Raw genomic sequence first — 19,649 nt, 5'->3', positions numbered from 1 at the left:
CAGCGGCACCGCGCTCATGCCGCGCCTCCCGCAGGACGCGTCGCCAGCGCCCGCAGCTGCCGGCGGAACTCCGGCGACTGCAGCAGCAGCACGGCCAGTACCAGGAGCGCCTTGACTACCAGGTTCACCTGCGGCGGCACGCCGATGGCGTAGATCGTGGTGGTGAGCGTCTGGATGATCAGCGCGCCGACCAGGCTGCCGGCCAGGCTGAAGCGGCCGCCCGCCAGCGCGGTGCCGCCCAGGGCGACGGCCAGGATCGCATCGAGTTCGAGCAGCTGGCCGGCGTTGTTGGCGTCGGCGCTGGCGACGTTGGAACTCACCAGCAGCCCGGCCAGGCCGGCGCAGAAACCGCTGAACACGTACAGCCACAGCGTGATCGAGCGCGCACGCACCCCGGCCACGTGCGCGGCCAGCGGGTTGTGGCCGATGGCGCGGATGAACAGGCCCAGCGCGGTGCGGTCGAGCAGCAGCTTGAGCGCCACGAACAGCGCCGCCACCACGAACAGCGCGAACGGCAGCCCGAACAGGAAACCACCGCCGATGAATGCATACGGCGGGTAGTAGATGGTCAGGATCTGGCCGTCGCTGACCAGCTGCGCCACGCCGCGCCCGGCCACCATCAGGATCAGGGTGGCGATGATCGGCTGCATGCCCACCTTCACCACCAGCAGCCCGTTCCAGACGCCGCACAGCGCCGCGGCCAACAGGGCGGCGCCAACCGCGGCGAACAGCGGCCCGAGTCCGCCGCCACCGCCCGCGGTCATGCGCGTGATCGTCCACGCGGCCACGGTGGCGGCGATGGCCAGCACCGCGCCCACCGAGATGTCCAGGCCGCGCACCGCGATCACCAGGGTCATGCCCAGCGACACCAGGATCAGCGGCGCGGCGCGGTTGGCGATGTCGACAAGATTGCCGAACAGGCGTCCGTCGCGCCATTCCAGCGCCAGGAAGCCGGGGTTGAACAGGCCGTTGCCGAGCAGCAGCAGCGCCAGCGCGAGCAGCGGCCAGGCCAGCGGATGGCCGAAGGCGCGGCGCATGATCGATGGCGGTGGCAGAGGAGAGCCCGCGGACATCAGCCCTGCCCCGCGATCAGTTCGAGCACCTGGCGACCGTCGCTGCCGCCGGGCAGTTCCCCTGCCAGGCGCCGCTCGCGCAGCACGGCGATGCGGTCGCCCAGGCGGGTGAGTTCATCGATCTCGGCGGAAACGAACAGCACCGCCATGCCCTCGCGCGCCAGGCGCAGTACTTCGGCCATGATTTCCTGCTTGGCGGCGATGTCGATACCGCGGGTGGGTTCGTCGAGGATCAGCAGGCGCGGCTGCGTCGCCAGCCAGCGCGCCAGCACCACCTTCTGCTGGTTGCCGCCCGACAGCGTCCCCACCGGCGTCTCGATATCGGCCGTGCGGATGCCGAGCAGGGCGACATAGCGCTCGGCCATCTCCGCCTGCTCGGCGCGCGGCAGGGCGCGGCGCCAGCCGCGGCGCGCCTGCAGCGCCAGCACGATGTTCTCGCGCACCGACAGGCCGGCGACGATGCCCTCGGTCTTGCGTTCTTCCGGACACAGCGCCAGCCCGCGCGCCACTGCGTCGGCGGGATGCTGCAGGTCCACCGCTTCGCCCTCGATCCGCAGCTCGCCGCTTCCGGCGCGATCCAGTCCGAACAGCAGGCGCGCCAGTTCGGTGCGCCCGGAACCCAGCAGCCCCCCCAGGGCCAGCACTTCGCCGCGGCGCAGCTGCAGGTCGACCGGATGCAGGCTGCCGCGTCGGCCCAGGCCGCGCGCTTCGACCACCACCGGCGCATCGGCGGGTGGCGCGGCGGCGGCGTCCCGGCCGCCGGCCAGCTCCACCTCGCGCCCCACCATGGCGCGCACCAGCGCGGACTGTGGCAGCTCGGCCGGCAGGTACTCGCCCACCAGCGCGCCATTGCGCAGCACGGTGATGCGGTCGGACACCGCATAGACCTGGTCGAGGAAATGGGTGACGAACAGGATCGCCATGCCGCGTTCGCGCAGGCGATGCATCACCGCGAACAGTTCGCGCACCTCGCCCTCGTCCAGGCTCGAGGTGGGTTCGTCCAGGATCAGCACCTTCGCCGACACGCCCAGCGCGCGCGCGATCGCCACCATCTGCTGGACCGCGACCGGACACGACGACAGCGGCCTGTCCACGTCCAGTTCCAGGTGCAGTTCGGCGAGCAGCGCGCGGGCGCCCTCACGCACACGCTTCCAGTCGATCAGGCCGAAGCGGCGCGGATATCGGCCGGCGTAGAGGTTCTCGGCCACCGACAGGTTCGGGCAGAGGTTGACCTCCTGGTAGACGGTACTGATGCCTTCGCGCTGCGCCTCCAGCGGCGTGGCCGGCGCGATCGCGCGCCCGTCGAGCACGACGCTGCCGGCATCCGGCGCCTCCACCCCGGTGAGCAGCTTGATCAGGGTGGACTTGCCGGCGCCGTTCTGACCCATCAGCGCATGGATCTCCCCAGCGCGCAGGCACAGGCCCGCGCCATCGAGCGCGCGGGTGGCGCCGAAACGCTTGCGCAGGTCCTGCGCATGGAGGATGACAGGCTTCAAGGGCCAATCCTCCGCCTCTCGGGCGGCGTCTCCCGCCAGCGGGGGACGGCACCGGCCCGGAGCCGCTGCCCGAAGGAGCGCGAACGTCGCCTCCCCCGCTCGCCGTGAAAGGACTGCGCGCGCAGCGCGAGAGGGAGGGGGCCTGCTTCGCACGTCACGCGCATGCGCTCAGTACTTGCGGTTGGGAAGTTCCGCTTCCGCCTGCGCCTGCGTGAACACGCCCTCCTCCACCTGCACCCGCCTGGGCACCTCGCGCCCGGCGTGCACGTCGCGGATCAGCTGCGCCAGCTGCTCGCCCAGCAGCGGGTTGCACTCCACCGTGGCGTTGAGCTTGCCGGCCTTCATCGCCTCGAACGCGCCGCGCACGCCGTCGATGGAGACGATGCGGATGTCGCTGCCAGGCCTGAGTCCGGCTTCCTCGATCGCCTGGATCGCGCCGATCGCCATGTCGTCGTTGTGCGCGAACAGCACGTCGATGTCGCGACCTTCGGCCTTGAGGAAGGCCTCCATCACTTCCTTGCCGCGCGCGCGGGTGAAATCGCCGCTCTGCGAGCGCACGATCTGGAAGCGCGCGTCGGCGTCGATCACTTCCTTGAAGCCCTTCATGCGGTCGTTGGCCGGCGCCGAGCCCACGGTGCCCTGCAGCTCCACGATCCGGATCGGTCCGTCCTGGCCTTGGCTGTCCTCGACCAGCCAGCGCGCGGCGCGGCGCCCTTCCTCGACGAAGTCCGAACCGATCAGGGTCGCGTACAGCGACTCGTCGGCCACGTTGACCGCGCGGTCGGTCAGCACCACCGGGATGCCGGCCGCCTTGGCCTCGCGCAGCACCGTGTCCCAGCCGGTCTCGACGACCGGGGAAAAGGCGATCACGTCCACGCCCTGGGCGATGAACGAACGCAGCGCCTTGATCTGGTTTTCCTGCTTCTGCTGCGCGTCGGAGAACTTGAGGTCGAACTCCGGCGGCGCCAGCGCCTCCTTCACCGAGCGGGTGTTGGCAGTGCGCCACTCGCTCTCCGCGCCCACCTGGCTGAAGCCGACGGTGATCGCGCCCTCGCCCGCCGCCCCGCCCGTCCCATCCCCGCCGCCGCCCGAGCAGCCGGCCAGCACCGTCGCGCACAGCAGTGCCGCCAATCCCAGAAACTTCCGCATCGCTCCTCCCGAACGTCGTTGTTTGCGCTACCAGCGTCCGCCCGCACGCGACCGCGTGCGGGCGAAGGGCCGCGATCAGGCCGCGGTGTAGGCGGTCTTGACCGTGGTGTAGAACTCCACCGCATAGCGGCCCTGCTCGCGCGGACCGTAGCTGGAGGCCTTGCGTCCGCCAAAGGGCACGTGCGGGTCCACGCCCGCGGTCGGCAGGTTGACCATCACCATGCCGGCCTGCGCATGGCGCTTGAAATGCGTGGCGTACTTGAGCGAAGTGGTGCAGATGCCGGCGCACAGCCCGAACTCGGTGTCGTTGGCCATCGCCAGCGCCTGCTCGTAGTCGTCCGCACGCAGCACCGCGGCCACCGGCCCGAAGATCTCCTCGCGCACGATGCGGTCATCGGGCTTGGCCGAGAACAGCGTGGGCGCCAGGAAGTGGCCCTGGGTCTTCCACTCCACCATCTCGCCGCCGGCCAGCAGTTCGCCACCGTCGTCGTGCCCGGCCTGGATGTAGGACAGGTTGGTCTTGAGCTGGTCGCCGCTGGCCACCGGGCCGATGTCGACGCCGGCCTCGAGCGGGTCGCCGACGCGGACCTTGGCCAGCCGCGCCTGCATCCTCGCGACGAATTCGTCGTAGACCGCGCTTTCCACGATCAGGCGGCTGGACGCGGTGCAGCGCTGGCCGGTGGAGAAGAACGCACCGTTGACCGCGCATTCCACCGCCTTGTCCAGGTCGGCATCGGCCAGCACGACCAGCGGGTTCTTGCCGCCCATCTCCATCTGCACCTTGAGCGCGCGTTCGGCCGCCTGCTTCAGCAGGGCGTGGCCGGTCGGGACCGAGCCGGTGAAGGTCAGCGCGTCCAGCGACTTGTGGTTCACCAGCGCCTGGCCGACCTCGCGGCCGCTGCCCAGCACCATGTTGAACACGCCTTCGGGCAGGCCGGCGCGCGATAGGATCTCGGCGATCGCCCAGGCGCAGCCCGGCACGATCTCGGCCGGCTTGAACACCACCGTGTTGCCGTAGGCCAGCGCCGGGGCGATCTTCCAGGCGGGGATCGCCAGCGGGAAGTTCCAGGGGGCGATGATGCCGACGGTGCCGACCGGCTCGCGGGTGATCTCCACGTCCACGCCCGGGCGGGTGGAGGCCAGCTTTTCCCCCGGAATGCGCAGCGCCTCGCCGGCGAAGAACTTGAAGATCTGCCCGGCGCGCGCGGCCTCGCCGATGCTTTCCGGCAGGGTCTTGCCCTCCTCGCGCGCCAGCAGCCGGCCGAGCTCTTCCTTGCGGGCGAGGATCTCGCTGCCGACCGCATCGAGGATGTCGGCGCGCTGCTGCGGATTGGACAGCGACCACTTCGGCAGTGCGGCCGCGGCCGCTTCGACCGCCTGCGCGGTACGCGCAGCGTCCAGCCGCCCGTAGTGGCCGACCGGCCTCGCCAGGTCGGACGGGTTCTCGTTGGCGTGGTCGCCCTCGCCTTCGACCCACTGGCCGGCGATGTAGCTGCTGAAGCGTTGGTCGGTCACCTGCTGTCTCCTTGCTGATCTGGATGGTCGCGGCCGGGGCGCGCGCCGGCGCACGCCGCGCCGAAGCGCACCTTACAGTGCGCGCACCCCGCCCGGGGCGAAACCGGTCGCCACCGTGCGCAACGGATTGCGCAGCGGCGCGCCGAGCTCGGGCAGGTCGATCTCGAACACGTCTCCCGGCTGCGCCCGCACGCCGTCGGCGAAACTCAGCGTGGCCGTGCCGAAGAAGTGCAGGTGCACATCGCCCGGCCGCCGGTGCGCGGCGTATTTGAAGTGGTGGTACTCGAGGTTCTCCAGCGAGTGGCACATGTTGGCCTCGCCGGTGAGGAAAGGCTTTTCCCAGACCACCTCGCCATCGCGAACCAGGCGGCTGTTGCCGCGCAGGTCGTCCGGCAGCGCGCCGCAGCGCAGCTCCGGCCCCACCGCGCAGGCGCGCAGCTTGGAATGGGCCAGGTAGAGATAGTTCTGGCGCTCGGTGACATGGTCGGAGAACTCGTTGCCGATCGCGAAGCCGAGCCGGTGCGGCGTGCCGTCCGGACCGATCAGGTACAGGCCGACCAGTTCCGGCTCCTCGCCGCCGTCGAGGGCGAAGTTCGGCGAGTCGAGCGCGGCGCCCGGCGCGGCGAGGATGCCGCCATCGCCCTTGTAGAACCATTCGGGCTGGGCGCCGGGCTGGCCGGGCGCGGGCATGCCGCCTTCAACGCCCCACTGGAACATGCGCATCGAATCGGTCAGCGTGCCGTCGTCGGCCTGCTGCTGCAGCTTCTGGTGCATGGCATCGCGGGCGGCGGCGCTGCCCAGGTGGGTCAGGCCGGTGCCGGTGACCAGGCAGTGCGCCGGGTCGGGGTGGTGCAGCGGGGGCAACACGCGGCCCTGTTCCAGCAGCGCGGGGTAATCGAGCCGCGTGTTGCCGGGCGTGGCCGCGGCCTCGTCGGCCAGGCTGCGGCCGGTGGCAATCGCCACGCCGGCCAGGGCGTACATGCTGTCCACCCGCTCGAGCAGGCGCACCTGGGCGCCATCGGCGTCCACTACACCGACCCGGAGATGCCCGGCATCGTCTTTCAGCTGGATCAATCGCATCTGCAGCCCATCGCCCGGTGGTGTCGACCCCGCATTCTGCCGGGTCGATGGATATGCATCCAATTCAATTCAGACGAAAATTCATACCGTTTCGGATATGACTCGACAATCCCAGTCGGTGCCCGTGGGAGCGCGCTCGCGCGCGAAGACGTTGGCGACCGGCTCGCTTCCACGGGATGGCGCCAGAACCGTCCCGGACACGACCCGACGATCGGCCAGCACCAGTGGGAGCTCGCACGAAGGTATTCGCAGCCGGCGTCGCTCCTACGGGAAGAAGCCGGAACGCTCCCGGCTCGCCAGCGCGGGCGTCCCGCCAGAGCAGCTCAGTCGTGGAAGGCCGCCACCACCTTGCGTCTGCCGAGCATGAATGCGTCCGCCACGTGCCGCAGCGGCGCCAGGTCCACGTCCGAACGCCCCGCGCGGATCAAGCCGGCGAACCGCCGGTAGAGCTCCGGATACTCCTGCTCCGGCGCGTCGTGCGCCAGGCGGCCGTCGATCGACAGCTTCGCGCCGCCCTCGGACAGCAGCATCTCGCCGGCATCGGTGCTGGCCTCGATGTCCCAGCGCTGGCGCCCGGTCTGGCGCCAGTCGAACTCGGCCAGCAGGTCCAGCCCATCCGCATCGGTGAACTGGATCGAAGCAGCGATCGGCGCGTCCCGATCCTCGGGAAACTCCAGCGTCGCTCCGGTCGCGAACACCGGCCGCGGCAGGATCCGGGTGACGATCGACAGCGCATTGATGCCCGGGTCGAACACGCCGAGGCCACCGGGCTGCCAGATCCACTCCTGGCCGGGGTGCCACTGGCGCACGTCTTCCTTCCACGTGACCCGCATCGAACGGATGCGCGTGCCGGCCAGGAAGGTCCGGGCCGCCTCCACCGCCGGCGCATAACGCGAATGCCAGCTGGCGAACAGCGTGACGCCCTGCGCCGCCGCCCGCGCCGCCAGGTCCTCGACCTCCGACAGCGTGGCGCCGGGCGGCTTCTCCAGGAACACGTGCTTGCCCGCCTCGAGCGCCGCCACCGCGGCGGCGTAGCGGTACTGCGGTGGCATGCACAGGGACACGGCCTGGATCGCAGGCGCCGCCGCCAGCATCTCCTCGATGCTGTCGAAGTTGTCGATGCCCTCGACCCGGCCGTTGCGGCTGGCGGCCGCCACCAGGCGGTAGTCGGCGTTGCCGGCGACGGCAGGCAGATGCTGGTCGCGCACGATCTTGCCCACGCCGACGATCGCCAGATTGATGCTTGCCACGGGTGCTGTCTCCACGAAGTGCCTCAAGGGGTGCGGGATGCCGCCGCGGCCGGGGGATCGCCCGGCCATGGCGACGGTTGCGGCGCGGCGCTCAGGCCGGCGCCAGCGCAGCGGCGACGTCGGTCCATGCGCGGGCGCGGCCCGGGCAGGCGAAGCGGTAGACGATCTCGCGCCGATAGGCCGTGCCCGGCCGCAGGATCGCAGGTGGAAAGGCCGGCTGGTTGGGCGCGTCAGGGTAGTCCTGGGGCTCCAGGCACAGGCCGTCGCCCAGGCCCGGATGCTGGCGCGCCAGCGCCTGGCCGCCATACAGCTGCAGCGCGGGCGCATCGCAGTCGATGCGCATCGCCACGCCGCTGTGCGGCGAGTACAGCATGGCGGCGAAGGTGTGCCCCGCTTCGAGTACCAGGCAGTGGTCGTAGCCGCCAGCGACACGCAGTTGCGGATCGTCCACCTCGAGCCGCGCATGCAGGGTCGAGGCCTCGCGGAAGTCGAACGGCGTGCCTGCCGCCGGCCGCACCTGGCCGAGCGGGATCAGATCGTCCGCAACCGGCAACACGCCGGCCACCGGCACCTGCAGCACCTGCGAGGCGGCAGGCACGGCCGCGTCGCCCGCCAGGTTGAAATAGGGATGGTGGGTGGGATTGAACGGCGTCGCCGCATCGGTGGTGGCGTCGAAGCGCAACTGCAGCGTGTCGTCCACGACCCGGTAGGTGGCCACCACCTCGAGATTGCCGGGATAGCCCTCCTCGCCCGCAGGCGAGTGCAGGCCCAGCACCAGCGCATCGGCACGATGCTCCACGACGCTCCAGATGCGCCGTCCAAACCCAAGCGTGCCGCCGTGCAGGTGGTTGCGACCTTCGTTGGCCGCCAGCGTGTGCGCCTGTCCATCGAGCAGGAAACGCGAGCCCCCGATGCGATTGCCGTAGCGCCCGACCAGGATGCCGAGGAACGCCGGATCCTGCCGGTAGGCCTGGGCATCGTGCAGGCCCAGCACCACGTCCACCGGGCCGTGGGCACCGGGCACGCGCAGTCGCGCGAGGGTCCCGCCGAGATCGAGGATCTCCGCGCAGATACCGCCCGCATCGCCGATGCGGCGGGCATGCACCTCGCGTCCATCCGCCAGCCGGCCGAAGGATCGGATCCTGTCCACGCGACTCCTCGATTGATCGGCAACGGCCGTGGCGCCGCAGCATAGGGGCGCGCGCGGGCGCGCAGCCATCCCGCTTCCGGAATAGGAGATCGCCGGTTTGGAATGGCGGCCGGACGATATGGGAATCGGTATCGATCCCCTTGTTAAATTCATTAGAAGGTTATGGAAGGCACCACTATTCTCGACCCGCATCGCAAAAAGGCGACGACGTAAAGAGCGCCGCGATGCACCGGCCGCTGCTGAAGGCAGCGGCCCTACAACTCGGGTTGAGCGCGTCCATTCGTAGACCGGGAGGGGTTGAAAGTGACGACGCATACAGCAGTCGGCGCACGCGTGCGCCATGCACCGTCCCAGTTCCCCGCACCTTGCCACCGGCGGCCCGAGCCTCGCCAGGCGCCCGCCTGCGCGCGCATTCCCCACAGCTTTCCGCTCCAGGAAGACAGCCCGTGACGGGCCGCCTGCTGGAGACCGCATGGTCCGCGCCGGCATCGCGCCGGGCGAATACGAACGCTAGAGAGGCACGCCCATGAACCGTCCAACCTGTCCGACCCCGTCCCGCCCGCTGCGCCGCGCGGCACTGCCCGCCGCCCTTCTGCTGGCGCTGGCCGCCCTGCCCGCCGCCGCTCAGCAGGCCCAGCCCTGCCCCACGCCCGACGACCCGGATGCGACCTGCGCGCCGGCCACCGCGGAGGCCACCGAACTCGACCGCATCGAGGTCCGCGGCCTGCGCGCGAGCATGATCGATGCGCTGCAGATCAAGCAGGGCTCGATGCAGATCGTCGATGCGATCGTGGCCGAGGACATCGGCAAGTTCCCCGACAACAACCTGGTCGAAGCGCTGCAGCGCGTGACCGGCGTGCAGACCACCGACCGCGGCGGCGGCGAGGTCTCGACGGTGTCGATCCGCGGCCTCAACGACGTGACCACGACGATCAACGGCCGCAACATCTTCACTGCGTCCGGCCGCTCGGTGGCCCTGGCCGACATCCCCGCCAGCCTGCTGGCCCGCACCGAGATCTACAAGACGCGTTCGGCCTCGCTGATCGAGACCGGCATCGCCGGCGTGATCGACATCCACACCCACCGACCCTTCGACTTCGACGGCGCCACCGCGGTCGTCGCCGCGCGCGCCATCCACCAGGAACAGAACGGCGAGACCGATCCCAACCTCAGCGCCCTGGTCTCCAATACCTGGGACGTGGGCGGCGGCCGCTTCGGCGCGCTGGCCAACGTCTCCTACGCGGTCACCCACTACCGCGACCAGAGCGTGACCGCGGGCGCCATGGTGCCGTTCTTCACCGATGCCCCGCCCGCCGGCTTCGTGCCCTACGAGCGCATCCCGACCATGATCGACGGCCAGGAAGTCTGGCAGCCGGGCCTGGAAGCCGGCCTCCCGTTCGCGCCGGGCTCGACGGTGCCGGTGCGCGGCGAACAGTACGAGTACCTGCTCTCGCGCGACGCGATCTTCGCCAGCGACCTCAACGGCAAGCGCGAGCGGCCCGCCGCCAGCATCTCGCTGCAGTGGGCACCGGACGACTCCTCCGAGTACCTGTTCGAGGCCTTCTACAACGGCTACCGCAACGAATCGTTCAACTCGCTGCTGTTCTCCTTCGTCGACTGGTGGGGCGCGCTGGGCGACAACCCGGCCGAGAACATCCAGCTGTTCCCGAACACCAACATCGTGCGCGCGCGCAGCGGGGTCGGCGCCCCGTACAACTTCACCAGCGGCGACCTGCTGACCGGTCGCACCGACAGCTGGCTGTATGCGCTGGGCGGCAGCTGGGACGTGGGCGACCGCCTGAAGCTGCGCTCCGAGGTGACCTACCAGGAAAGCGAATACGACGAGGACTTCTTCGCCATGCGCGCCGACCGCGTGACCCACGCGGTCTGGGCGGACCTCAACAGCGGCGGCGGCAAGCCCGCCTTCGGCTTCGACGACAACCCGGCCACGCCGGACATCGACGAGAGCAACCCGGCCGACCCGGCGCAGTGGAACATGGCCGAGCTCTACGACAACGCCCTGTACCGCCGCGGCGACGCGGTCACCTTCACCTTCGACGGCGACTACGCCGCCGAGTGGGGTCCGATCCACAAGCTCGCCTTCGGCGTCCGCCACGACAACCGCAAGGCCAGCGAGGGCCATCGCACGTCGACCCCGGCACTGTGCGACCGCGCCCTGCCCGCCTGCCAGCTGGTCGGCAACGGCAACCTGCAGTCGATCAACCGCGGCTTCTTCGACGGCGAATCGAACGTGCCGTCGTCGTGGGTCGTCGCCAATGGCCACCACATCCGCGACAACGCCGATGCCTACCGGGCGCTTTATGGCCTGCCGCTCGGCAGCCAGCTGACGATGCCCGAGGACTTCAGCGTCGAGGAGGCCACCAGCTCGGCCTACGTGCAGGGCGATTTCGCCTTCGATCTCGGCAACCAGGTGCTCGACGGCCAGGTCGGCCTGCGCTACGTCAGCGTCGATACCGACATGGTCTTCGGCGAGGGCAGCGCCTCGGCCAGCACGTCCAAGCTGCTGCCCAGCCTGATGCTGCGCTACAGCTTCACCCCGGAACTGATGATGCGTGCGGCCTACGGCGAAACCCTGCGCCGCCCAGGCTTCGCCCAGCTCAACCCGAACATCATCTACGTCGAGGACGTGACCAACATCGGCTACGGCACCGCCACCGGCGGCAATCCGGACCTCGCGCCGACCGAGTCGAAGAACTACGACCTTTCGCTGGAGTGGTACTTCGCCCCCGGCAGCTCGATCTACGGCACCGTGTTCCGCCGCGAGATCCAGGGCATGGTCACCGATTTCCGCCGCCGGGTGACGTTCGAGGACTACGACTACATCCTCACCCAGCCCGACAACGCCTCCAACGGCGAGCTCGAGGGGCTGGAGCTGGGCGTGGTCTGGTTCCCGGAGAACCTGCCCGGGCTGCTGCAGGGCTTCGGCGTGCAGGCGAGCTATACCGCGCTCGACTCCAGCCAGGATATTCCGATCACCAACACCGCCGGCGAGGTCATCCGCACCGAGACCACGCCCATGTTCGGCATCTCCGACAGTTCCTACAGCGTGGTCCTGGCCTACGAGCGCGAGAAGTTCGGGGCACGCCTGTCGTACGTGTGGCGCGACGACTTCCTGCACCACTACGAGGCCGCGCAGTTCGCCAACCCGCTCGGCGTTTACTTCAACGCCGAGAAGAGCATGGACTTCCAGCTCAGCTACGATGCCAGCGAGAACCTGTCGCTGACCTTCGACGCGACCAACCTCACCAACGAGCTGTACCAGAGCTACTACGAGTACCCGACCACGCACAACTTCGGCACCGCGCTCTACAGCCGCACCTTCGCGGTCGGCATGCGCTACCGATTCTGATCCGCGCCGGCGTGCGGCATGCGCGCCGGCGGTTTCCCCATCGCACCAGAGAGGCAAGACCGATGCTGAAAACCACCCTGCGCACGCTTGCGCTGACCTCCGCCCTGCTGGCCGCCGGCATGGCCGGCGCCCAGGACAAGGCCACCGCCACCGCGACGCTGCGCGCCGACCAGCCGGGCCCCGAGGTCAGCCGCTATTTGTTCGGCCAGTTCGCCGAACACCTGGGCTACGGCATCTACGGCGGCATCTGGGTGGGCGAGGATTCGAAGATCCCCAACACCAACGGCTACCGCAACGACGTGGTCGCGGCGCTGAAGGAACTGAAGGTTCCGGTGGTGCGCTGGCCCGGCGGCTGCTTCGCCGACGAGTACTACTGGCGCGACGGCGTCGGCCCGCGCGAAAAGCGCCGGGTCAAGATCAATACGCACTGGGGCGGCGTGACCGAGCCCAACAGCTTCGGCACCCACGAGTTCATGGACTTCGCTGAGCTGATCGGTACCGACGCCTACGTGTCCGGCAACACCGGCAGCGGTTCGCCGCGCGAGATGGCCGAGTGGGTGGAGTACATGACCTACGAGGGCGGTTCCTCCTTGGCCGAGGAACGCCGTGCCAATGGCCGCGACAAGCCCTGGAAAGTGCCGTTCTTCGGCATCGGCAACGAGATGTGGGGCTGCGGCGGCAACATGACGCCCGAACACGCCGCCAACCTGCATCGCCAGTACCAGACCTTCGTCAAGGTGCCGGCGGGCACCAAGGTCACCAAGGTCGCGGCCGGCGCGAACAGCGACGACTACAACTGGACCGAGGTGATGATGAAGATCGCCGGCAAGCACATGGATGCGCTGTCGGTGCACTACTACACCGTCCCGGGCGGCTGGCCGCCGCGCGCGTCCTCGTTCGAGTTCGACGAGGCCGGCTGGATCGAAACCCTGGCGAGCGCGATCAAGATCGACGAGATCCTGGGCAAACACATCGAGGTGATGGACAAGTACGACCCGGAAAACAAGGTCGCGCTCTACCTTGACGAATGGGGTACCTGGTACGCCGGCCTCGAGGGCGTGAATCCGGGCTTCCTGCACCAGCAGAACACGCTGCGCGACGCGCTGGTGACCTCGATCCACTTCGACGTGATGAGCCGCTACGCCGAGCGGGTGAAGATGGGCAACATCGCGCAGATGGTGAACGTGCTGCAGGCGATGATCCTCACCCAGGACGAGAAGATGGTGCTCACGCCCACCTATCACGTCTTCGAGATGTACAAGCCCTGGCAGGACGCGACCCATCTGCCGTTCGAGCTGCAGACTCCGCAGTACCGCCACGGCGAGACCTCGGTGCCGGCGGTGCACGGCTCGGCGGTGCGCGCCAAGGATGGTCATGTCTACGTGGCGCTGAGCAACCTCGACCCGGACAAGGCGGCGAGCGTGTCGGCCAGGGTCTCGGGGCTGCAGGCCTCGTCGGTGTCCGGACGGGTCCTGACGGCCGGCGCGATCACCGCGCACAACAGCTTCGAGCAGCCGGAGCGGGTCAAGCCGGCGGCGTTCGATGGCGCATCGCTGTCGGCCGGCACCCTCCAGGTGGAGCTGCCCGCGAAGTCGGTGGTGGTGCTGAAACTGCAGTAAGGCCTGCCGTTCCCGGCAGTCGCCCAGGCAAGGCACTCCAATCCGGGAGGAACCATGAAGCGCTCGCTGATCGCCGCAGTCCTGCTGTGCCTTGCCGCCACCTCCGCCGCAACCGCCTCCGACTCCGGTCGGGGGCGGGTGCGGCCCGCGCCGCCGGCAGCCGCCGACGACACCTTCCATACCCGCGCCAATGCCGCATGGCTCGGCCCGCGCGTGGAGCGGCGCGCCCCGGGCAGCGAAGTGCCGCCCTACTTCCAGGAGGTCTCGGTCCACGACCCTGCGATCCTCGAGGCCGAGGGCCGCTACTACATCTTCGGTTCGCACCTGGCGGCGGCCCGCAGCGACGACCTGCTGGCCTGGGACAGCATCGCCGACGGCGTCAACGCGCAGAACCCGCTGTTCGACAACGTGCTCGTCGACCTACGCGAGACGCTGGAGTGGGCCCAGACCGATACGCTCTGGGCGCCGGACGTGATCCGCCTGGGCGACGGCCGCTACTACATGTACTACAACGCCTGCCGCGGCGATTCGCCGCGCTCGGCGCTGGGCCTGGCCGTGGCCGATCGTCCCGAGGGGCCCTATCGCAACCAGGGCATCCTGCTGCGCTCGGGCATGTGGGGCCAGCCCAGCGAGGACGGCACCATCTATGACGCCGGCATCCATCCCAACACCGTCGATCCGGACGTGTTCTTCGACGCCCAGCGCCGGCTGTGGATGGTGTACGGCTCGTACTCCGGCGGCATCTTCATTCTCCGGCTCGACCCGGCGACCGGCCGCCCGCTGCCCGGCCAGGGCTACGGCAAGCGCCTGACCGGCGGCCACCACGCCCGCATCGAGGCGCCAGCCATCGCCTACGACCCGCGTTCGCGCTGGTATTACCTGTTCACCTCGTTCGGCGGGCTGGCCGCCGATGGCGGCTACAACGTCCGCGTCGCGCGCTCGCGCGCACCCGATGGCCCCTACGTGGACGGTCGCGGCGTGGACATGGCCACGGTCATGGCCGATCCGACACTGCCCCTGTTCGACGATGCCAGCATCGCGCCGCACGGCAACAAGCTGATCGGCAACCACCGCTTCGATCGCCGCCTCGGCGAGCCCGGCGAGGGCCCCGGCCACGGCTATGTCTCACCCGGCCACAACAGCGTCCACCACGATGCCAGGAGCGGCCGCTGGTTCCTGGTGTTCCATACCCGCTTCCCCGGCCGCGGCGAGGCGCACCAGGTCCGCACGCACGAGTTCTTCATCAATGCCCAGGGTTGGCCGGTGCTCGCGCCGCACCGCCACGATGGCGCGCCGCCGCGCCGGCAGCTGCGGCCGGAACTGGTGGGCGACTACACCCTGGTGGTCCACGACAAGCCGATCAGCGCTGCGCTTCCTGTCGCCCGCGACCTCGGTCTCGAGGCCAACGGCCGCGTGACCGGCGCGCTGTCGGGTCGCTGGCAGCTGGCAAACCAGACGCTCACCCTGAACCTGGACGACGGACGCATCGTTTCGGGCGTCGTGTCCTGGCAGTGGAACGAAACCGCGCAGGCCAGCGTGCCGACCTTCAGCGTCACCGGCGCCGACGGCGTCGCCCTGTGGGGCAGCCGGCTGCCGCAGCGCGGTACCGCCCAGCTGCTGCAGGACATCCTCGACGACGTGGCCCTGCCCCAGAGCACCGTGGTGGGCCTGGCCCTGCCGACGCTGGCCACGCGCGGCGCCACGCTCGCCTGGCGATCGTCGGATCCGCGGTGGATCGACGACGAGGGCCGGGTCACGCGTCCGGACGCCGCCGTGGGCGACCGCACGGTGGCGCTGACTGCGACCGCCAGCCTGCGCGGGCTCAGCGCCAGCCGGACGTACGCGGTCACGGTGCGCGCGCGGCGCGGCGATGGGCTGGTGGCGCACTACGCCTTCGATGGCGATCTCAGCGATGCCAGCGGCCAGCATCCCGCCGGCAGCATCGCCGGCGAGCGCATCGACATGGCTGGCGGCCGCATCGGCTTCGCCCCCGGCGTCAGCGGACAGGCCGCAAGCTTCGACGGCGCCAGCGGCATCGGCCTGCCGCCCGGCCTGATCCAGGGCCGGCGCTACAGCGTGGCGTTCTGGCTGCAGCCCGAGGCCCTGTCGATGTTCACCCCGACCTTCTTCGGCGCGCGCGATCCGGACCACTGGATCAGCTTCCTGCCGCGCGGACACGCCGGCGTGGGCGAGCACAGCATGCTGTGGTCGGGCACGGCCTGGTACGACGCGGGCCTCGGCATGACCACGCCGGTGGGCGAATGGAGCCATGTCGCCTTCACCATCGATGCCGGCGATGTGCGCGTCTACGTCGATGGACAGCTGCGCTACGCAGGAGCGGGGTTCCCCGAGGTCTTCACCGGCAGCGATGGCGTCTTCAGCCTCGGCACGAACTGGTGGGATCTGCCCTACCGCGGCCTGATCGACGAGCTGCATGTCTACGAGACGGTGCTCGACGCGGCGCAGGTACGGGCCCTGGCGCAGCCGTAGCCCCCTGCGCTCGAGTCCCTCCGTGGCCGGGCCTGCGGGCTCGGCGGATGGTCTGGGCATTGCGCCCCCGGAGCAGGGCCATCGTGACGTGCGGCGCGAGCCGGCAGGCTGTCGCGGCCGTCGCCGAGTCCGGTCCGCCGCCGATTTCCCGTTCTGAGTGCCTGACGGGAACAGGGGAACAGCTTTTGGCAAACATCCAGACCAGCCGGCCATTGCGGCTGGGCATCGTCGGCTGTGGCGCGATCACCCGCGAGGCGCACCTGCCGGTGATCGCCAGCGACAGTCGGGTCGAGGTCGTGATGCTCTGCGACCGCAACCGCGCAAATGCCGTGCAGGCGGCGCGCGAGGCCGGCATCGACGCGGACATCGTCGACGATGTCGCGGAGTTCGCCGGCAAGGTCGACGCCGCCATCGTCGCGGTGCCCGCGCGCTTCCACGCCCCGGTGTCGATCCAGCTCATGGAACTGGGCATCGATGTGCTGTGCGAGAAGCCGCTGGCGATCAACGTCGAGGACGGCCGCCGCATGGTCGGGGTCGCGCAGGCGCATGGTCGCGTGCTCGCGGTCGCCCTGATGATGCGGTTCTTTCCGCACAACCTGTGGCTGCGCGACCTGGTCGAGGATGGCGAGATCGGCGCAGTGCGCGAGGTGATCGTCGAGGACGGCGCCCCGCTCGACTGGCCGATGGCGAGCAACAGCTACTTCGATCGCCGGATGACCGGCGGCGGCGTGCTGTTCGACAACGGCGTCCACCTGCTCGACCGCGTGCTGTGGCTGTTCGGCGACCTCGACGACATCGCCTGCGAGGACGACGCCTTTGGCGGCTTCGAGAGCAATTCCCGGCTCACCGGCACCCTGCGCATCGGCGGGCGCGCGGTGCCCACGCGCATGGAGTTCAGCTGGTCGCACCGGCTGCGCCGCAGCATCCGCGTGGTGGGCGAGCGCGGCACGCTCGAGGCCGCCACCGCCAGCCCGCGCATCCTCACCCTGCACCGCGACACGCGCCGCGGCCCGATGGAGATGCAGATCGTGTGCGCGCAGTCCTGGGACCGGCTCGGCCATTATCGGGCGCAGCTGGACGATTTCATCGGCGCGGTGCGCGAACGGCGGGCGCCTTTCGTGAGCGCGGAATCCTCGCTGCGCGCGCTCGAGACGATCGAGACCGCCTATGCCCGGCGCACGCCGATGGCGCAGCCCTGGCTGGCGCGGATCGGAGGGCGCGCATGAGGCCCGCGAAGATCCTGGTCACCGGCGCCACCGGCTTCATCGGCTCGCGCCTGTGCGAGCTGCTCTCGCTCGAATACCGCCTGCCCTACCGCGCCCTGGTGCGCGACTTCTCGCGCGCCGCGCGCATCGCCCGACTCGATCCGGAGCTGGCCGCCGGCGACATGTCCGACCCCGCCAGCCTGGCGCGCGCGGTGGAAGGCTGCGACGCGGTGGTCAACCTCGCCCACGGCGACGACGCGGGCGCCCGCAGGCAGACCACGCAGCTGGTCGAGGCCTGCACCCGCGCCGGCGTGCGCCGCCTGGTCCACGTCAGTTCGATGGCCGTGCATGGGCCGTCCCCCGCCGCGGAAGTGCTCACCGAAGCCAACGCACCGATCCAGCGCTGGAGCGAGGCCTACTCCGACGCAAAGGCCGCCGCCGAAGCGGTGGTCATCGCCGCCGGCCGCCGCGGCGCGATCGAGACCGTGGTGCTGCGCCCGACCATCGTCTACGGTCCCTGGAGCTTCTTCGTCACGCCCATCGTGCAGGACGCGCGCAACGGCTTCGTCAGCCTCGTCGACGGGGGCAGCGGCATCTGCAACGCGGTCTACGTGGACGATGTCTGCGAGGCGATCCTGGCGTCGCTGGAGCGCGACGACGCCAACGGCGGCGTGTTCCTGCTCAACGGCGACGACAGGATGACCTGGCGCAGCTTCATCACCACCTTCGCCGACATGGTGGAGGGGGACAAGCGCGTGCACGACTACAGCCTCGAGGCGATCGCCGCCCACCGCCGCGCCGTGCAGCCGCGCGCGAGCGACAGCGTCAAGGCCGCGTTCCGTCTCGCCGCTTCGCCCGCGTTCCATGCGCAGCTGTCCACCATTCCGCCGGTCGGCAGGCTGATCCGCGGCACCAAGGAACTGGTCTCGGGCGCGATCGGCGCCGAGCGCAAGCTGGTGATCAAGTCGCGCTTCCAGGGGCGGCGTTTCGAGGCGCCCGCGGACGAGGCACCAGCGCCACGGATGCCCAGCGAGGGCCGCGTGGTCCGCGAGGCCTACCGCGCCTGGGTGTCCAACGGCCTGGCCAAGGCACGCCTGGGCTGGGCGCCCGCGCATCCCTTCGCGCTCGGTGCGCAGCGCACGGCCGACTGGCTGCGGTTCGCGCGGCTGATCTGAGACATGGGCGGCTGCCCGCAGCTGCCGCCGCCTCTGCGGTCATTCGCGCTGCCCATGTGGCGGCGGTGGTGCTGAGGGCGGCAGGATCCAGGGCGACTGCCGCGCCAGCAGGTCCACGACCCAGTCGATGAATACGCGCAGCTTGCGGCTGACGTGGCGGCTGGCCGGATAGGCCGCGTGCAGCGGCATCGGCGCGAGTTCCCAGTCTTCCAGCAGTGGCACCAGTTCGCCCCGTGCCTGCGGCCCGCGCGCCATGTAGCGCGGCAGCCACAGCGCACCCATGCCGGCCACGCCGGCGGCGAGATAGGCATTGCCATCGTCGACCGCCAGCACATGCCGACCCTGCACGCGCACCTCGTCCGCGCCGCGGCGCATGGCGTAGCCCAGGGGCGCGCCGACGCGTGCGCCGCGATAGCCGACCACGCGGTGCGCGTCCCCTTCAAGGTCCTCGGGATGCGACGGCGTACCGTGGCGCGCCAGGTAGCCGGGCGACGCGTACACGCCCAGCGGCAGGTCGGCCACGTGCCTGGCGCGCAGCGCGCCGCCGGCCAGGACCCCGCCTCTCAGCACGCAGTCCACGTTCTCGTCGACCAGATCCACCTTGCGGTCGCTCGCGCCCAGGTCGAGCTGGATCTCCGGATAGCGCGCGTGGAATTCCGGCAGGGCCGGCACCAGCACCAGGCTGGCCAGCGGCGCGGGCATGTCCACGCGCAGGCGCCCGCGCGGCGAGGCCGATGCCGCCGACAGGCTGGTCTCGGCATCGTCGAGTTCGGCCAGCAGGCGCACCACCCGCTCGTAGTAGGCCGCGCCGTCCTCGGTGACCCCGACCTTGCGCGTGGTGCGGTGGAGCAGCTTCACCCGCAGGTGCGCCTCGAGCTGCTGCACCAGCTGGGTCACCCGCGTCCTGCTCGACTGCAGGGTATCGGCCGCGCGGGTGAAGCTGCCGGTTTCCACCACGCGCACGAAGGCCTGCATCGCGTCGATCCGGTCCAAGTGGTACTCGGGTGCGGGGAATTGTTTGGATTCTACAAACAGTGATCCCCGGATCGGCGCGTTTATCGCGCGGGCCGCGGCTCC

13 protein-coding genes are annotated in these 19,649 nt (G+C 70.2%); 5 read left to right on the top strand and 8 right to left on the bottom strand.

The window, feature by feature from the left end; genetic code table 11:
- Window positions 1-14: 14 nt before the first annotated feature.
- The 7 genes from ACQYVW_RS13160 to ACQYVW_RS13130 form a co-directional block, all read right to left on the bottom strand.
- On the bottom strand, window positions 15-1,037 hold the full coding sequence (locus tag ACQYVW_RS13160) for an ABC transporter permease (protein WP_434947311.1): 1,023 nt from the start codon (window positions 1,035-1,037) through the stop codon (window positions 15-17).
- Window positions 1,038-1,072: 35 nt separating this feature from the next.
- Window positions 1,073-2,569 (bottom strand): sugar ABC transporter ATP-binding protein, encoded by a 1,497-nt coding sequence (locus ACQYVW_RS13155; protein WP_434932882.1) that lies wholly within the window; start codon window positions 2,567-2,569, stop codon window positions 1,073-1,075.
- Window positions 2,570-2,737: 168 nt separating this feature from the next.
- Window positions 2,738-3,718 (bottom strand): ABC transporter substrate-binding protein, encoded by a 981-nt coding sequence (locus ACQYVW_RS13150; RefSeq protein ID WP_434932881.1) that lies wholly within the window; start codon window positions 3,716-3,718, stop codon window positions 2,738-2,740.
- A 75-nt stretch (window positions 3,719-3,793) separates the two neighbouring features.
- Complete coding sequence (locus ACQYVW_RS13145) at window positions 3,794-5,233, bottom strand: aldehyde dehydrogenase family protein (protein WP_434947310.1); 1,440 nt, start codon at window positions 5,231-5,233, stop codon at window positions 3,794-3,796.
- A 72-nt stretch (window positions 5,234-5,305) separates the two neighbouring features.
- Window positions 5,306-6,313 carry an AraD1 family protein gene (gene araD1 / locus ACQYVW_RS13140; RefSeq protein WP_434947309.1) on the bottom strand — a complete coding sequence of 336 codons (1,008 nt, stop codon included), beginning with the start codon at window positions 6,311-6,313 and terminating at the stop codon, window positions 5,306-5,308.
- A 323-nt stretch (window positions 6,314-6,636) separates the two neighbouring features.
- Window positions 6,637-7,563 (bottom strand): Gfo/Idh/MocA family protein, encoded by a 927-nt coding sequence (locus tag ACQYVW_RS13135; protein WP_434947308.1) that lies wholly within the window; start codon window positions 7,561-7,563, stop codon window positions 6,637-6,639.
- Window positions 7,564-7,654: 91 nt separating this feature from the next.
- The gene (locus ACQYVW_RS13130) at window positions 7,655-8,713 is read right to left on the bottom strand and encodes an aldose epimerase family protein (RefSeq protein WP_434947307.1); all 1,059 of its coding nucleotides are present in this window, start codon (window positions 8,711-8,713) and stop codon (window positions 7,655-7,657) included.
- 526 nt (window positions 8,714-9,239) lie between these two features.
- Here ACQYVW_RS13130 and ACQYVW_RS13125 point away from each other — a divergent pair.
- The 5 genes from ACQYVW_RS13125 to ACQYVW_RS13105 all read left to right on the top strand — a co-directional run bounded on the left by ACQYVW_RS13125 (window position 9,240) and on the right by ACQYVW_RS13105 (window position 18,572).
- Window positions 9,240-12,083, top strand: a complete 2,844-nt coding sequence (locus ACQYVW_RS13125; RefSeq protein WP_434947306.1) for a TonB-dependent receptor — start codon at window positions 9,240-9,242, stop codon at window positions 12,081-12,083.
- A gap of 62 nt (window positions 12,084-12,145) precedes the next feature.
- Window positions 12,146-13,702, top strand: coding sequence for an alpha-N-arabinofuranosidase (locus ACQYVW_RS13120; protein ID WP_434947305.1), 1,557 nt, complete (start codon window positions 12,146-12,148; stop codon window positions 13,700-13,702).
- Between the two features lie 54 nt (window positions 13,703-13,756).
- Entirely contained in the window at window positions 13,757-16,192 is a 2,436-nt protein-coding gene (locus tag ACQYVW_RS13115; protein ID WP_434947304.1) for a family 43 glycosylhydrolase, read from the top strand.
- 185 nt (window positions 16,193-16,377) lie between these two features.
- On the top strand, window positions 16,378-17,418 hold the full coding sequence (locus tag ACQYVW_RS13110) for a Gfo/Idh/MocA family protein (protein ID WP_434947303.1): 1,041 nt from the start codon (window positions 16,378-16,380) through the stop codon (window positions 17,416-17,418).
- Window positions 17,415-18,572, top strand: coding sequence for an NAD-dependent epimerase/dehydratase family protein (locus ACQYVW_RS13105; RefSeq protein WP_434947302.1), 1,158 nt, complete (start codon window positions 17,415-17,417; stop codon window positions 18,570-18,572). The genes ACQYVW_RS13110 and ACQYVW_RS13105 overlap by 4 nt, the downstream gene beginning before the upstream one ends.
- A 39-nt stretch (window positions 18,573-18,611) precedes the next feature.
- Here the strand turns inward: ACQYVW_RS13105 and ACQYVW_RS13100 are convergent, their stop codons facing one another.
- The gene (locus tag ACQYVW_RS13100; protein WP_434947418.1) at window positions 18,612-19,547 is read right to left on the bottom strand and encodes a LysR family transcriptional regulator; all 936 of its coding nucleotides are present in this window, start codon (window positions 19,545-19,547) and stop codon (window positions 18,612-18,614) included.
- Window positions 19,548-19,649 lie beyond the last annotated feature (102 nt).

Source organism: Luteimonas campi (assembly GCF_051162505.1).
Taxonomy (GTDB): Bacteria; Pseudomonadota; Gammaproteobacteria; order Xanthomonadales; family Xanthomonadaceae; genus Luteimonas.
This window is presented reverse-complemented; position numbering and strand designations above follow the sequence as displayed.